Source organism: Sulfitobacter sp. HI0040, assembly GCF_001634885.1.
Lineage (GTDB): Bacteria > Pseudomonadota > Alphaproteobacteria > Rhodobacterales > Rhodobacteraceae > Sulfitobacter.
Window position 1 is genome coordinate 1 of the sequence record NZ_LWEX01000607.1, and the last position, 14449, is coordinate 14449.

The window sequence follows — 14449 nt, forward strand, 5'->3', positions numbered from 1 at the left end:
ACCTAGCAGAAGGCCGGGCCCCGGTTCGACCCGCAGGGCGAAATAGATGCCGATCCCGAGGGCAAGGCAGACCGGAACCCAGCCCGCCAGATGGCCGCGCTGCCGTAACATCACCTCCGCCATTCGCCCCGCAGGCCGCATGCTTGCCCCCGTTCCCCGCACTGGATAGACAGGCGCCAAACGGTAGGCGCGCCAGGGTTGACAAAAGGTAAACCCGGCCGCGCCCCCATCCGCCGCATCGACAGCAGGACAGGCCCAAAGGCCCGTTCCAACAAAGGACCGCCCGCCCATGACAGCACCCGTCGTCACCCGTTTCGCACCCTCGCCCACCGGTTTTCTGCACATCGGCGGTGCCCGGACGGCGCTGTTCAACTGGCTTTATGCGCGGGGTCGCGGGGGCCAGTTCCTCTTGCGGATCGAAGACACGGACCGCGCGCGTTCCACGCCGGAGGCGACGGCGGCCATCCTGCAGGGTCTGTCATGGCTCGGTCTCGACCATGATGGCGAGGTGGTGAGCCAATTCGAAGGCGCCGAGCGCCACGCCGAAGTCGCCCATGCCCTGCTGGAGGCCGGCAAAGCATATCGCTGTTTCGCCACGCAGGAGGAAATCGCCGCCTACCGCGAAACGGCCAAGGCCGAGGGGCGCAGCACGATCTACCGCTCCCCCTGGCGGGACGCCGACCCCGCCGATCATCCGGAAGGGCCTTCCGTCATCCGCATCAAGGCACCGCTGGAGGGCACGACCGTGATCCGCGACGCGGTGCAGGGCGATGTGACCATCCGCAACGACCAGCTTGACGATATGGTGCTGCTGCGGTCGGACGGCTCGCCTGTCTACATGCTGGCGGTGGTGGTGGATGACCACGACATGGGCGTGACCCATGTGATCCGCGGGGACGATCACCTCAACAATGCCGCGCGCCAGATGATGATCTATGACGCCATGGGCTGGGACGTGCCGGTCTGGGCGCATATCCCGCTGATCCACGGCCCCGACGGCAAGAAGCTGAGCAAGCGGCACGGCGCGCTGGGGGCACAGGAATATCAGGCAATGGGCTATCCCGCCGCCGGCATGCGCAACTACCTCGCGCGGCTGGGCTGGAGCCACGGGGACGACGAATTCTTCACCGATGCGCAGGCGAAGGAATGGTTCGACATCGACGGCATCCGCAAGAGCCCCGCGCAGTTCGACCTGAAGAAGCTGGAAAACATCTGCGGACAGCATATCGCCGTCTCGGATGACGCCGCAATGCGGCAAGAGATCGAGGGATATCTTGCAGCAGCAGGGCTCCCCGCCCTTGCGCGCGATCAGGCGGATGGGCTCGAACGTGCGATGTATTGCCTGAAGGACCGGGCAAAGACCTTCCCGGAAATACTTGAGAAGGCCCATTTTGTGCTGACTTCGCGCCCCATAGAGCCGGACGAGAAGGCGGCGAAGAACTTGCAGGATGATGCGCGTGACATGCTGGCGGAATTGACGCCGCATCTGCAAAATGCTAGCTGGAACAAGGAAACGCTGGAGCAGATCCTGAACGATTTCGCGGCTGCGCGGGATACCAAGTTCGGCAAGCTGGCGGGGCCACTGCGAGCGGCACTCGCAGGGCGGGCGGTAACACCATCGGTGTTCGACATGATGCTGGTTCTGGGACAAGACGAAACGCTTGCCCGGCTGGCGGATGCCGCTACCTGAAAGCAAAGTGCGCCGCGGGCTTGACCCTCTCGCCGGGTCAGCCGAAAACACATAGCGCGCGTCCCGATCCCGGAACGGGGCCGTGCCACGGCGGAACATCCCGCCACATCACACGGGAAGGGACATCATGGCCGAAACGAAAAAAACCGCAAAGCTGACAATCGACGGCAAAGAATACGAACTGCCCGTCTATTCGCCCACGGCCGGGCCGGATGTCGTGGATATCCGCAAGCTTTACGCGCAGGCCGACGTGTTCACCTACGATCCCGGGTACACCTCCACCGCGGCCTGTGACAGCACGATCACCTTCATCGACGGCGAAGAAGGCGTGCTGCTGCACCGGGGCTACCCGATCGGCCAACTGGCCCAGAAATCCCACTACCTCGAAGTCTGCTACCTGCTGCTCTATGGGGAGCTTCCCTCCCCCCAGCAGCTTGAGGATTTCGAAGCGCGTGTGACGAACCACACCATGCTGCACGAGCAGATGATGTATTTCTTCCGCGGGTTCCGCCGCGACGCCCATCCCATGGCCGTCATGGTGGGCGTGGTGGGCGCGATGTCCGCCTTCTATCACGACAGCACGGATATCAACGACGACTGGCAGCGCGAGGTCGCCTCGATCCGGCTCATCGCGAAGATGCCCACGATCGCCGCGATGGCCTACAAGTACACCATCGGCCAGCCCTTCGTGTATCCGCGCAATGATCTGGACTATGCGTCGAACTTCCTGCGCATGTGTTTCGCTGTCCCGGCCGAGGAATATCAGGTCAATCCGATCCTGAGCCGCGCGATGGACCGCATCTTCACGCTGCACGCGGACCACGAGCAGAATGCCTCCACCTCCACGGTGCGGCTGGCCTCTTCCTCGGGTGCGAATCCCTTTGCCTGCATCGCCGCCGGCATCGCCTGTCTCTGGGGTCCGGCGCATGGCGGTGCGAACCAGGCTTGCCTTGAAATGCTCAAGGAGATCGGGACACCCGATCGCATCCCGGAATTCATCGCCCGTGCGAAGGACAAGAACGATCCCTTCCGCCTGATGGGCTTCGGCCACCGCGTCTACAAGAACCACGATCCCCGCGCGACCGTTATGAAGGAAAGCGCCGACGAGGTTCTGGAATTGCTGGGTGTGGAAAACAACCCGGTGCTGCAGGTCGCGAAAGAGCTGGAGAAACAGGCGCTGGAGGATCCGTATTTCGCGGAGAAGAAACTCTTCCCGAACGTCGACTTCTATTCGGGCATCATCCTCGAAGCGATGGGTTTCCCCACTTCGATGTTCACCCCGATCTTCGCGCTTTCGCGGACCGTGGGCTGGATTTCGCAGTGGAAGGAGATGATCGCCGATCCGCAGAACAAGATCGGTCGTCCGCGTCAGCTCTATCTCGGCGAGACGCAGCGCGATTACGTGGATATCGAAAACCGCTGATCTGCGCACGACTTAGACGAACGCCGCCCTTCGGGGCGGCGTTTTACGTTTCTATATCCCGGGACCAAGCCGAATCACGTAAGGGCGAGCGTTTTGCGTGTAGGATCAACACTCTCTGAGCGCAGTGATTGTTTCAGACAGCCTCCCGGCTTTGCGGAACGAGACCGCGCAAACGTGGCAATTTGCGGGCATTGTTTCGGGCCATACCACAATGAAGGGCCTCGCCTTGACCCGTCGTGCCGGGGGCAGATACGCTCTTTGGTATAGAAAATCCGACGGCTCGAACAACCCAAGGCGGAGCACCGGGGCGGGCCATCGGCCCCACCCGGCCACTCGCCCTCCCGGCCCCCAGAAGGAGGTATCGCGATGACGACACGACGAAATACGCCTTCCGGATTACGCTGGGACGAAGCGACCGGATTGATGCAGCGCAGCCGCATGGCCGATCCCACGCCGCGCGGGGCGCTGGTGCCCGATACGCAGCATGACTGCGATCAGATCGCCGTCGTCTATGACAAGGGCCAGACCCCGCCCCGGATCACCGTTTCCGCGGTATCCGGCACCGTCCACACAGTCTTTGCGGATGGGGTGGCCGTAGCAGTCGTGGCGCGGGCCACGGGGCCAGCCCCCGCTGCCGAGGACGTGCTGCTGGTCGAACGCAGCGTCTGAGCGCGGCGCGTTGCTGGGAAATGCTGGCGCGTTCAGCGCCCTTCGAACTTGGCGGGGCGTTTTTCCATGAAGGCCAGCACACCTTCGGTGAAATCACGGGACTTGCCGCATTTACCCTGCTCCTGCCCTTCCAGCGTCAGTTGCTCCTCGAATGAATTGTCCCAGCTTTCGCGGATCGCCTTCTTGACCCCCGCGTAGGCCAAGGTGGGGCCTTGCGCCAGCTGCGCCGCCCGGGCGCGCCAGTGGGCGTCGAATTCATCCTCTGCAACCGCCTCCCAGATCATGCCCCAGTCATCGGCCTGCCGGGCGGTGATCTTGTCCGCGAAAAGTGCCGCCCCCATCGCCTTTGCCATGCCCATCTGGCGCGGCATCGTATAGGTGCCCCCCGCATCCGGGATCAGACCGATCCGGGTGAACGCCTGCAGGAAATAAGCTGCTTCGCTGGCGATCACCACATCGGCCCCGAGCGCGAGGTTCGCCCCAGCCCCAGCCGCCGGCCCGTTGACGGCTGAAATCGTCGGCACGGGGCAATTCACGATGGCGCGCAGCATCGGCGCATATTCGTCACGCAGCGTACGCTCCGGATCGCCCCCGCCGCCGGTCCGGTCCCCCAGGTCCTGGCCCGAGCAAAAGGCGCGCCCGGCCCCGGTGATGACGACGACTCGCCCTTCCTTGCCGCCCCGGGTGACGGCATGCGCGATCTCTGCCCGCATCTGGGTATTGAGCGCATTCATCTTTTCCGGCCGGTTCAGCGTGACGAGGGCAACGCCCTCTTCCAGCGAATAGGTCAGTGTCTGGTAGTCCATGGGAATCCTCCGTTCGCGCCAGGGCGCTTTCGGATCTACCCTAGCAAAGGCCCTGCGACGGGCCAGCGGAACGGGGCGTCATCTGTTGAGAATGTCGTCCAGCCGGGCGCGTTCGTCCGGCGTCAGCGCGTTTCCTTCCGGCCCGGTGCCGCGGGACCGTCTGCGCAGGTAGAGCAGCGCGCCGATGCCGGCCAGCAACAACATCAGCGGCCCCGCGCCCCAGAGCAGCAAGGTCGATCCGGTGCGGCGCGGGTTTAGCAGGACATATTCGCCGTAGCGGTCGACAATGAAATTCACCGCCTCTTCGTCACTGTCACCCGCCACCAGCCTTTCGCGTACGAGCAACCGCAGGTCTCGCGCAAGGCTGGCATTGCTTTCGTCGATGCTTTCGTTCCGGCAGACCAGACAGCGCAATCCTTGGGACAACGCGCGCGCGCGGGCTTCCAGCGCCGGATCGTCGAGGATCTCATCGGGCTGCACCGCCCATAGCGGGCTGGCGCAGAAAATCAGCAACATGAGCAGCCGCTTCATTCCGCAGGCACCTGTGCAGGCGTCTTGCCGTCAGTGCCCGCACGTTGCGCGCCCGCTGCCACGCGGAACCGCCGGTCGCTCAGGCTCAGCAGACCGCCGAGCGCCATCAGCCCCGATCCGATCCAGATCCAGATGGTCAGCGGTTTGATATAGGTCCGCAAGGTCCATCCCGCGTCGCCCTGCGCATCGCCGATGACGACATAGACATCGCGGCCGAAGGTCTGGTGGATGGCGGCTTCGGTCGTCGGCATCTGGGCCACCGGATAGAACCGTTTTTCCGGTGACAGCCGCGCCAGTTCCTGACCGTCCCGCGCCAATGTAACATCGGCGATGGTCGTCAGGTAGTTGGGCCCGCGCTCTTCACGCACATCGTTCAGCGTCAGCGTATAGCCCGCGACCTCGAAGGGTTGGTCCTGCACGGCGACCCGGATGTCGTCCTGCATCCAGGCGGTCAGCCCGGCGACGCCGATCATGACGATACCCAGCCCGGCATGGGCCGTGGCCTTGCCCCAGTCCGCGCGGGGCAGCCGCGACAGCCGACCGAGCCGGTCCGAAAGTCCGCCTTTGCGGCCTGTCCGGCGAAGCAGGTCCAGCACCGCGCCCATCACGACCCAGGCCCCGAGGCCCACGCCAAGCGGCCCCAGCAGGCTGCGCCCCGACTGCACCGCATAGAGCAGCCCGACAATCGCCAGCGCCAGAATCGCCGCCGGTACCAGCGGGCGCAGGCTGCGCCAGATGCGCGCCCGTTTCCACGGCATCGACGAGCCCACGGGCAGGATCAGCCCCAGCACCAGCATGAAGGGCGTGAAGGCCGCGTTGAAGAAGGGCGGCCCGACGCTGAGTTTGCGGTCAAAAAACATCTCCGCCACCAGCGGCCACATGGTGCCCACGAAGACCACGAAACAGGCGACACCCAACAGCAGGTTGTTGACGAGCAGGGCCGATTCCCGGCTGACGAGGGCAAAGACGCCCCGCGCCTCCATCGCCTGTGCGCGAAAGCTGAACAGGATCAGCGCGCCGCCCATGAAGAACCCGAGAATCGCCAGCACAAAGACGCCCCGTTCGGGGTCATTGGCGAAAGCATGGACGGAGGTCAGCAGACCCGACCGCACGATGAACGTGCCGATCAGCGAAAAGCCGAAGGCAAGGATGGCCAGCAGGATAGTCCAGCTTTTGAGGCTTTCGCGCTTTTCGACCACGATGGCCGAATGCAACAGCGCCGCCGCCAGCAGCCATGGCATGAAGGAGGCGTTTTCCACCGGGTCCCAGAACCAGAAACCGCCCCAGCCCAGTTCGTAGTAGGCCCACCATGACCCCAGCGCGATGCCGATGGTCAGGAATATCCATGCCGCCAGCGTCCATGGCCGGACCCAGCGGCCCCAAGCCGCGTCGATGCGCCCTTCGATCAGCGCTGCAACGGCAAAGCTGAACGACATGCTGAGCCCGACATAGCCGAGGTAGAGGAAGGGCGGATGGAAGGCGAGGCCCGGGTCCTGCAGCAGCGGGTTGAGGTCCTGACCGTCAAAGGGCGGGACCGCCATCCGCAGGAAGGGGTTGGAGGTGAAGAGGATGAAGGCGAAAAACGCCACCGCGATGGCCGATTGAATCGCCAGCACCCGCGCCCGTAAACGGGCCGGCAGATTGCCGCCGAACCATGCCGCAAGCGCGCCGAAGAAGGCAACGATGAGCACCCAGAGCAGCATCGACCCTTCGTGGTTTCCCCATGTGCCGCTGATCTTGTAGATGAGCGGCTTGGCCGAATGGCTGTTGAGCACCACGAGCCGAAGGCTGAAATCGGATGTGATGAAAGCCCACATCAACGCGCCGAACGACAGGGCCGTCAGGATGAACTGGGCCTTCGCCGCAGGTTCGGCAACGGCCATCCACCCTGCCCACCCCTTCTGCGCGCCGACAAGCGGCACGGTCGCCTGAACGACTGCCACGATGGTTGCAAGGATGAGGGCGAAATGTCCGAGTTCAGTAATCATGCCGGGCACATTACCCGGTCACGGCCTTTACGGCCATAGACTTCCAGTGCGGAAAGGTTCGACAGGGTGTCGCAGTCAGGAAGCGCGCCGCCATGCCTCCAGCGCCGGGTTGGCATCCGGCACAAGTGTTTCCAGCGTCAGGGCCGCGTCGTCTTCCGTTGCGGCGTCTTGGGGCGCCGGGGTGCGCAGGCCGCGCAACGCGCGGATATTGCCTGTCACCTGCGGGACGCGTGCCATGGTACCGGCGATGGACCGCTGGAAATCCTGCGCCTTGGCCTGATGCCGTGCACCGAAATAGAAAGAGACGATAACCCCCAGCAACCACCAGAGCGGTTCGGGCACCAGTGCAACCCCCTGCATCCGCTCCGCGAACCAGACGGGATCCACCATGGCCGTGACGAAAAGGCCCAGTGTTCCCAGTGCCAGCATCGGTCGCGGCAACCGGTTGAGCGCGTCCATCGCCCGGTCGAACCGACCTTTGGACGCGCCCACGAACTCCGCGCCATATTGCGCCACCACCTGCGCCTGCGTCTCGGCACTGCGCCGCGCGCCGTTTTCCGCGTTTTCGCGAAAGACTTCGACAGTGTCGCGCAGGGCGCGGCTTCCATCGCCGAAGACGAGCCCCAGCAGCCGTTCGATCAGGCCCATGGCGCGACCCTCCGGGCAAAGGCCGCCGGGCTGAGGTGGTAGCGGGCGCGGATGAAAGTTTCGGCCCGCCGTATCCAGCCGCCCTTCCCCCCTGAACGGCTGCGCGCGAATTTGCGGGACGCCGGGCGCCGGTCAGCCAATCTGAAATAATAGTTCCGCCGCGCGATCCCGTAGGCATCGACGAACTCCGCCGGGGCGCGCGCATGGGCTTGCGCCGCGGCCGCCACCGTCCGGGGGCCGACGATCCCATCCACGGAAAGGTCATCATGCCCCATCTGCCGCAGCAAGCGCTGAAGGATGCGCACTGCGTTCGCCCCCGCATTCACGTACATGTCAAAGATCGACGGCTGCAAATCCGTCGGCAGCCGGTCCAGCGCGGGTGCCTCGAAGTAATGACGCAGGAAGATATCCGCCGCCTGCGCAGGCCCCAGCGCGCGCACATCGGCCAGATCGACCGCGCCGTCCCCCGTAAGATCGAGCCCCAGCCGGCGCAATGTCTTCAACGTGACGCCATGCTTTGTGGCACCCCCCGGGTCATCGGGGTCGTTCACGAACCCGCCCTCCCGCGTCACGATGTCTTTCGCGATCTGCTCTACACTCGCCATGTCCGCCCCTCCCGGTTTGTCCGATCAGGGTGGACAGGAAGGGGTTAACAGTCTGCAGAGGGAGCGTTCGGCCCTGCCCGGATCAGCTTTCGGGTGCTTGGTAGACGCCCTGTTCCTTCAGTGCGTCCACAACTTCCTTGGGCATGTAGGTCTCATCATGTTTGGCAAGGATTTCAGTGGCTTCAAAGACGCCATTGACGTAACGACCGGTGCCCACCATGCCCTGGTTCTCTTCAAAGAGGTCGGGCAGCACCCCGGTAAACGTCACCGGCACCACCGCGCCGCCATCTGTCACGGCAAAGCGGATCGTCTCGCCCTCCCCCCGGATGAGCGAGCCTTCCTCGACCAGTCCACCGATGCGGAAAACCTCCGCCGGGCCCGGCGGCTCCGCGATCACCTGACTGGGCGCGCGGAAATAGTTGATCCCGTCCCGCAGAGCATAGCCGATCAATGCCGTCGACAGAACCAGCGCCCCGGTGGCCAGGGCGATGATCTGGATACGTCTTTGCTTCTTCAGGCTCTTCATGCGCTCACGATCACGGGAATAGCGGGGCCATCATCAGCCCCTCGGCTTCAGGCAGATCTAGCATCAGATTGGCATTCTGCAAAGCCTGCCCGCTCGATCCCTTGGTCAGATTGTCGAGAGCGGCGACCACGATGGCCCGGCCCTCGATCCGGTCCCCCACCACCCCGAGGTGGCAGAAGTTCGACCCGCGGATGTGCCGCGTGCTCGGCGTTTCGCCAAAGGCCAGCACCTGCAGGAACGGCTCCTCCGCGTAGCGTTCGGCTAGCGTGCTGTGAATAGCCTGCGGATCCCCGTGCACATAGGTCGTCGCAAGGATGCCGCGGTTCGCGGGAATGAGATGCGGCGTGAACTGCACCTTCACATCACGCCCGGCAATACGGGAAAACTCCTGATCGAATTCGCCCAAGTGCCGGTGGGTGCCCCCGGCGGAATAGGCGTGATACCCTTCGCTCAGCTCCGCATGGAGCAGATTTTCCTTCAGGCTCCGGCCCGCGCCCGAAACGGCGCATTTCATGTCCAGCACGATATTGTCGAAATCGATCACCCCGGCTTCGATCAGCGGGCGCAGCGCGAACTGGCCGGTGGCCGCGTTGCAGCCCGTGCCCGCCACCAGCCGCGCGCCCGCGATCTCTTCACGGTAGAATTCGGTCAGCCCGTAGACAGCCTCGCCCTGCTGCTCCAGCGCCGCATGGGGGTTGCCGTACCACTTCGAATAGGCTTCCGGATCCCGCAGGCGGAAATCGGCGGAAAGATCCACGATCTTGAGGGTTTTCGGCAGTTTCGCGATGACTTCCTGCGAAGTCTTGTGTGGCAGCGCGCAAAAGCACAGGTCGATCCCGTCGAAGTCGATCTCCTCCATCGTGACCAGCGCGGGCAGATCGAGGTGGCGCAGATGGGGAAACACCTCCGACATCTGCTGCCCGGCCTTGGAATTGCCGCCCAGCGCCTTGATCTGCATGGAGGAATGGCCAGCGATGAGCCGGATCAGTTCAGCGCCGGTATAACCCGACGCACCGAGTATCGCGATATTCTGTGTCATGTTTCGTCCCGTGATGGAAAAACCGTGTCAGGCGGCGGTGAAGGTGATGGGTCGTCGCAAAAACTGCGTGGCCCGGGCAGAGACGCGCCCGGGCTCCCCGGTGGTGAGAAAGGCCGCTTCGCCGCTGCCGTGCATATCCGCATGGCGCTCCAGATAGTCGGCAAGGGCCTCTGCTACCAGTGCCGGCTGGCTGAAAACTTCGACCTGCGGTCCCAGCGCTTCCTGAAAGGCTTCCTTCATCAGGGGGTAGTGCGTGCAACCCAGAATGGCCGCCTGCGGTTCGGGCATCTTGCGCCTCAATGCGTCGACATGGCTGCGCACCAATGCCTCGGCGAGGATGAAATCACCGTCTTCGATGGCGTCCACGACGCCGCCGCAGGCCTGTGCTTCCACGTCCACCCCGATGGCGCGGAACGCAAGTTCGCGCTGAAACGCGCGGGAGGCAACGGTGGCGGGGGTGGCGAAGAGCGCCACATGCTTCAATGCGACCTCGCGCGGCGGGGAATTATCGCCCCACTGGCGTTCGGTCATCGCCTCGATCAGCGGAACGAAAACACCCAGAACGCGCTTGCCCTCAGGCACCCAGCCTTCCTGCATCCGCCGCAACGCCGCGGCGGAGGCGGTGTTGCAGGCCAGCACGACCAGATCGCAGCCCGCATCGAAGAGGCGCTGGACCGCGGCACAGGTCAAATCGTAGATGTCGTCGGCAGTGCGCACGCCATAGGGCGCATGAGCACTGTCCGCGAGGTAGATGAAATCCACTTCCGGCAGCCGCGCGTGCACGGCCTCCCACACGGTCAGACCCCCAAGACCAGAATCGAAAATGCCAACTGCCATCGGACCTCTGCCGTCATCCGCGGACGCAATGCCGCCCTTCACCTGCCCGCAGCACGGGGTGCTGCGGGTTACGCCCTGTCATATGGGGCTTCGCGCCCGAGATCCATGGCCGCTTTGCAGGATGGCCGGGACGCGCCGACGAAAGGCTTACTCGGCGGCGCGTGACGTTTGTGTTCCCCCTGCCCGGATGGTGGCCAAAAGCTCTTCACGGCGCTTTGCGGCCTTGGCCTCCGCCGCCTGTTTGACCGGGCCGAAACCCCTGATCTGCAGCGGCAGGGCCGCCAGTGCCACGATGGCGTCGCGGGTGCCTTCATCCATGAGCGGCAGAACCTCGTCCATGTCCTTTTCATACTGGTCGATCAGATCACGTTCCATTCGCCGTTCGGCGGTGTAGCCGAAGGGATCGGCAAAGGTGCCGCGCAGGAACTTCAGCTTGGCCATGACCCGCAGGGGTTTTTCCAGCCAGGGCCCGAACTCCCGCTTTGCCGGTCGCCCGTCCGGCCCGGGGCGGGCCAGAAGCGGCGGTGCTAGGTTGAAGGACATCTTGAAATCGCCGTCAAACTCGGCACGGGCCTTGTCCCGGCTGGTCAACAGAAGCCGCGCGACCTCGTATTCATCCTTGTAGGCCAACAGCTTGTGATAACCCAGCGCCATGGCTTCGCGCAGGTCCGGGTCCGACGTGCGTTCCAGCATCTCGCGGTAGCGGCGTGCCAAGCGCTTGCCCTGATAAAGGATCAGGTGATCGACGCGGAAGGCGATGCGATCCTCCAGCGATTTCGGCAGTTGCGTGACGTTGGGCTCCGACAGGCGCGCGGCCTCTTCGGGGTAAAGCACCGCCCAGCGCCCGAGTTCAAAGGCCCGCAGGTTGCGCTCCACCGCCGCACCGTTGAGGCGGATCGCCTCTTCCAATGCCTCCAGCGACAGGGGCAGCAGACCCCGCTGCCACGCACCGCCCAACACCATCATGTTGGAAAAGATCGAATCCCCCAGCGTGGTCTTCGCCAGATCGCTGGCATCGAACATCGTCACCGCATCCTTCATGCGCGCCTCCAGCGCGAGCGACAGCCGGTCGTAGGGCATCTGGAATTCGGTATCGCGGGTGAAGTCCCCGGTGATGATCTGGTGCGAATTGACGACCGCCCCGGTCCGGCCCGGGCGGGTCAGCCCCAGCGTCTTGTGCCCGGCAGAGACCACCAGATCGCCGCCGATCAGGGCATGCGCTTCGCCGGTGGCCACGCGGATCGCGCTGATGTCTTCCGGCTTTTCGGCGATGCGGCAATGGATATGCACCGCGCCGCCCTTCTGGGCGAGGCCCGCCATTTCCATCATCCCCGCGCCCTTGCCGTCCAGTTGCGCGGCCTGTGCCAGCAGGGCGCCGATGGTCACCACGCCGGTGCCGCCCACCCCGGTGATCACGACGTTATGCGTGCCCTCGATCTCCGGCAGGTCGGGATGCGGCAGATCGGGTATCTTCACCTCCGTCGTCGGATCCTTGCGGACCTGCGCCCCTTCGAGTGTCAGGAAGGAAGGGCAGAAGCCTTTCACACAGGAATAATCCTTGTTGCAGGACGACTGGTCGATGGCGCGCTTGCGGCCAAGTTCCGTTTCGTTGGGCACGATAGAGACACAGTTCGACTGCACACCGCAGTCGCCACAGCCCTCGCAGACGTCTTCATTGATGAAAATGCGCTTGTCCGGATCGGGGAACAGCCCCCGCTTGCGGCGGCGGCGCTTTTCGGCGGCGCAGGTCTGGATATAGACAATCGCGCTGACGCCTTCGTGCTTGGTAAAGGCGTCCTGCACCTTCATCAGCTCGGCGCGCTCATGCACCTCGACGCCCTTGAAGGCTTTGGGGTCCACGTCTTCCTTTTCGTCGTAGACCACGGCGATATTCTTCACCCCCATGGCCTTCAGTTCCTCGACGATGCGATGCGCGTCCAGATCGCCTTCATTATGCTGCCCGCCGGTCATGGCGACAGCGTCGTTGTAGAGGATCTTGTAGGTGATGTTCGTGCCGGCCGCGAGAGCAGCGCGGATCGCCTGAACGCCCGAATGGTTGTAGGTGCCATCCCCGAGGTTCTGGAAAACATGATCGCGCTTGGAAAATGGCGCTTCGCCGATCCAGTTCGCACCCTCGCCGCCCATATGGGTGAAACCGGTCGTTTCGCGGTCCATCCACTGAACCATGTAGTGACACCCGATACCCGCATAGGCACGGCTGCCTTCCGGCAGTTTGGTCGATGAATTATGCGGGCATCCCGAACAGAAATAAGGCAAGCGCGCCGCGATATCTTCGGCGTTGTCGGCGCGGCGCGCATCGCTCAGCGCTTCCAACCCGGCGCGGATGCCATCGGTTTCGCGACCCTCCTCCAACAGGATGCCGCCCAGCTTTTCCGCGATCCAGATCGGATCGAGCGCGCCCCGGGTCGGAAACAGCTCCTCGCCGTGTTCCATTCCAGCACCCCCGCCCTTGTGCCAGCCGTAGACACGGCGGTGGGTATCGGAAAACAGGGCTTCCTTGACCTGCACCTCGATAAGCTTGCGCTTTTCCTCCACCACGACGATCAGGTCGAGACCCTCGGCCCAGTCGTGGAAACCATGCATGTCCAGCGGGAAGGTCTGGCCGATCTTGTAGGTGGTGATGCCCAGCCGCTCGGCCTCGTTCTCGTCGATGTTGAGAAGCGACAGCGCATGCACGAGGTCGAGCCAGTTCTTGCCCGCCGCGCAAAAGCCGATCTTGGCGCCGCGCTTGCCCCAGACGCGCTTGTCCATCTTGTTTGCATGGCTGAACGCTTCGGCGGCGTAGCGCTTGTAGTCGATCATCCGCGCCTCTTGCAGATGCGGCGTATCCACCAGACGGATATTGAGCCCGCCTTCGGGCATGTCGAACTCCGGCGTCACCAGCTTCATCCGGTGCGGGTCGCCGTCGACGACGCTGGTGGCCTCCACGGTGTCCTTCATCGTCTTCAGCCCGACCCAGAGGCCTGAGAAGCGCGACAGCGCCCAGCCATAGATGCCGTAATCAAGGATCTCCTGCACGCCCGCGGGGGAGACGACGGGCATATAGGCATCTACCATGGCCCATTCCGACTGGTGCAGAACGGTGGAGGATTCGCCGGTGTGGTCATCGCCCATGGCCATCAGGACACCGCCGTTCTTCGAGGTGCCGGCCATATTGGCATGGCGCATCACGTCGCCGGATCTGTCGACCCCCGGACCCTTGCCATACCAAAGCCCGAAAACGCCGTCGTATCTCCCCTCTCCGCGAAGTTCCGCCTGCTGACTGCCCCAGAGCGCGGTCGCCGCCAGATCCTCGTTGAGGCCCGGCTGGAACTTGACGTGATGTTCGGCCAGCTTCTTTTCGGCCTTCATCATCTGCAAATCGACCGCCCCAAGGGGCGATCCGCGATAGCCGGTGACGTATCCGGCCGTCTCCAGCCCCGCCGCGCGATCCCGTGCGGACTGCATCATCATCATCCGCACCAGCGCTTGTGTGCCGTTCAGCAGCACCGGGCTCTTGTCCAGATCGAAGCGGTCATTAAGTGAGATTTTCTGCGTGGTCATGGCGTCCTCCCTCGGTCGTCGTTACACGTACCAACTTATGAGATTATAGGTCATAAATACTGACCTGCATACCCGATATTTTGCGCAGCCTTGCAGTTGTGCAATAAGTTCCCTGCCGCTCTG

The 14449-nt window shown here is 63.9% G+C and carries 12 protein-coding genes; 3 read left to right on the forward strand and 9 right to left on the reverse strand.

Translation table 11 applies throughout. The features are described 5' to 3' along the window. Positions 1–289: 289 nt before the first annotated feature. The 3 genes from gltX to A3728_RS21610 all read left to right on the forward strand — a co-directional run bounded on the left by gltX (position 290) and on the right by A3728_RS21610 (position 3782). The gene (gltX, locus tag A3728_RS21600; protein ID WP_067928674.1) at positions 290–1690 is read left to right on the forward strand and encodes a glutamate--tRNA ligase; all 1401 of its coding nucleotides are present in this window, start codon (positions 290–292) and stop codon (positions 1688–1690) included. A 127-nt stretch (positions 1691–1817) separates the two neighbouring features. Further along, positions 1818–3113 carry a citrate synthase gene (locus A3728_RS21605; RefSeq protein WP_067928676.1) on the forward strand — a complete coding sequence of 432 codons (1296 nt, stop codon included), beginning with the start codon at positions 1818–1820 and terminating at the stop codon, positions 3111–3113. Positions 3114–3479: 366 nt separating this feature from the next. Then, on the forward strand, positions 3480–3782 hold the full coding sequence (locus A3728_RS21610) for a hypothetical protein (RefSeq protein WP_067928678.1): 303 nt from the start codon (positions 3480–3482) through the stop codon (positions 3780–3782). Between the two features lie 32 nt (positions 3783–3814). Here A3728_RS21610 and A3728_RS21615 read toward each other — a convergent pair whose 3' ends face one another. The 9 genes from A3728_RS21615 to A3728_RS21655 form a co-directional block, all read right to left on the reverse strand. Then, positions 3815–4588, reverse strand: coding sequence for an enoyl-CoA hydratase-related protein (locus A3728_RS21615; protein WP_067928681.1), 774 nt, complete (start codon positions 4586–4588; stop codon positions 3815–3817). A gap of 78 nt (positions 4589–4666) precedes the next feature. After that, a complete protein-coding gene (locus A3728_RS21620; RefSeq protein ID WP_067928683.1) occupies positions 4667–5119 on the reverse strand; it encodes a cytochrome c-type biogenesis protein in 453 nt (150 codons plus the stop codon). After that, positions 5116–7107, reverse strand: a complete 1992-nt coding sequence (locus A3728_RS21625) for a heme lyase CcmF/NrfE family subunit (RefSeq protein ID WP_067928686.1) — start codon at positions 7105–7107, stop codon at positions 5116–5118. Before A3728_RS21625 ends, A3728_RS21620 begins: the two co-directional genes overlap by 4 nt. A 75-nt stretch (positions 7108–7182) precedes the next feature. Beyond that, positions 7183–7755: a holin family protein gene (locus A3728_RS21630; RefSeq protein ID WP_067928688.1), complete on the reverse strand. Its 573-nt coding sequence runs from the start codon at positions 7753–7755 to the stop codon at positions 7183–7185. Further along, on the reverse strand, positions 7746–8360 hold the full coding sequence (locus tag A3728_RS21635; protein ID WP_067928690.1) for a holin-associated N-acetylmuramidase: 615 nt from the start codon (positions 8358–8360) through the stop codon (positions 7746–7748). Before A3728_RS21635 ends, A3728_RS21630 begins: the two co-directional genes overlap by 10 nt. A gap of 82 nt (positions 8361–8442) precedes the next feature. Next, on the reverse strand, positions 8443–8886 hold the full coding sequence (ccmE, locus tag A3728_RS21640) for a cytochrome c maturation protein CcmE (protein ID WP_067928693.1): 444 nt from the start codon (positions 8884–8886) through the stop codon (positions 8443–8445). Positions 8887–8896: 10 nt separating this feature from the next. Next, a complete protein-coding gene (argC, locus tag A3728_RS21645; RefSeq protein WP_067928695.1) occupies positions 8897–9925 on the reverse strand; it encodes an N-acetyl-gamma-glutamyl-phosphate reductase in 1029 nt (342 codons plus the stop codon). Between the two features lie 27 nt (positions 9926–9952). After that, the gene (locus A3728_RS21650; protein ID WP_067928697.1) at positions 9953–10762 is read right to left on the reverse strand and encodes a glutamate racemase; all 810 of its coding nucleotides are present in this window, start codon (positions 10760–10762) and stop codon (positions 9953–9955) included. A gap of 147 nt (positions 10763–10909) precedes the next feature. After that, positions 10910–14326 carry an indolepyruvate ferredoxin oxidoreductase family protein gene (locus tag A3728_RS21655; RefSeq protein WP_067928699.1) on the reverse strand — a complete coding sequence of 1139 codons (3417 nt, stop codon included), beginning with the start codon at positions 14324–14326 and terminating at the stop codon, positions 10910–10912. Positions 14327–14449 lie beyond the last annotated feature (123 nt).

Bases quoted from the DNA above. Each gene is read 5' to 3' on its own strand.
- A3728_RS21610 (WP_067928678.1), top strand. From the start codon at position 3,480: ATGACGACACGACGAAATACGCCTTCCGGATTACGCTGGGACGAAGCG.
- A3728_RS21630 (WP_067928688.1), bottom strand. From the start codon at position 7,755: ATGGGCCTGATCGAACGGCTGCTGGGGCTCGTCTTCGGCGATGGAAGC.
- A3728_RS21615 (WP_067928681.1), bottom strand. From the start codon at position 4,588: ATGGACTACCAGACACTGACCTATTCGCTGGAAGAGGGCGTTGCCCTC.
- A3728_RS21605 (WP_067928676.1), top strand. From the start codon at position 1,818: ATGGCCGAAACGAAAAAAACCGCAAAGCTGACAATCGACGGCAAAGAA.
- A3728_RS21620 (WP_067928683.1), bottom strand. From the start codon at position 5,119: ATGAAGCGGCTGCTCATGTTGCTGATTTTCTGCGCCAGCCCGCTATGG.
- A3728_RS21650 (WP_067928697.1), bottom strand. From the start codon at position 10,762: ATGGCAGTTGGCATTTTCGATTCTGGTCTTGGGGGTCTGACCGTGTGG.
- argC (WP_067928695.1), bottom strand. From the start codon at position 9,925: ATGACACAGAATATCGCGATACTCGGTGCGTCGGGTTATACCGGCGCT.
- A3728_RS21655 (WP_067928699.1), bottom strand. From the start codon at position 14,326: ATGACCACGCAGAAAATCTCACTTAATGACCGCTTCGATCTGGACAAG.
- gltX (WP_067928674.1), top strand. From the start codon at position 290: ATGACAGCACCCGTCGTCACCCGTTTCGCACCCTCGCCCACCGGTTTT.
- A3728_RS21635 (WP_067928690.1), bottom strand. From the start codon at position 8,360: ATGGCGAGTGTAGAGCAGATCGCGAAAGACATCGTGACGCGGGAGGGC.
- ccmE (WP_067928693.1), bottom strand. From the start codon at position 8,886: ATGAAGAGCCTGAAGAAGCAAAGACGTATCCAGATCATCGCCCTGGCC.
- A3728_RS21625 (WP_067928686.1), bottom strand. From the start codon at position 7,107: ATGATTACTGAACTCGGACATTTCGCCCTCATCCTTGCAACCATCGTG.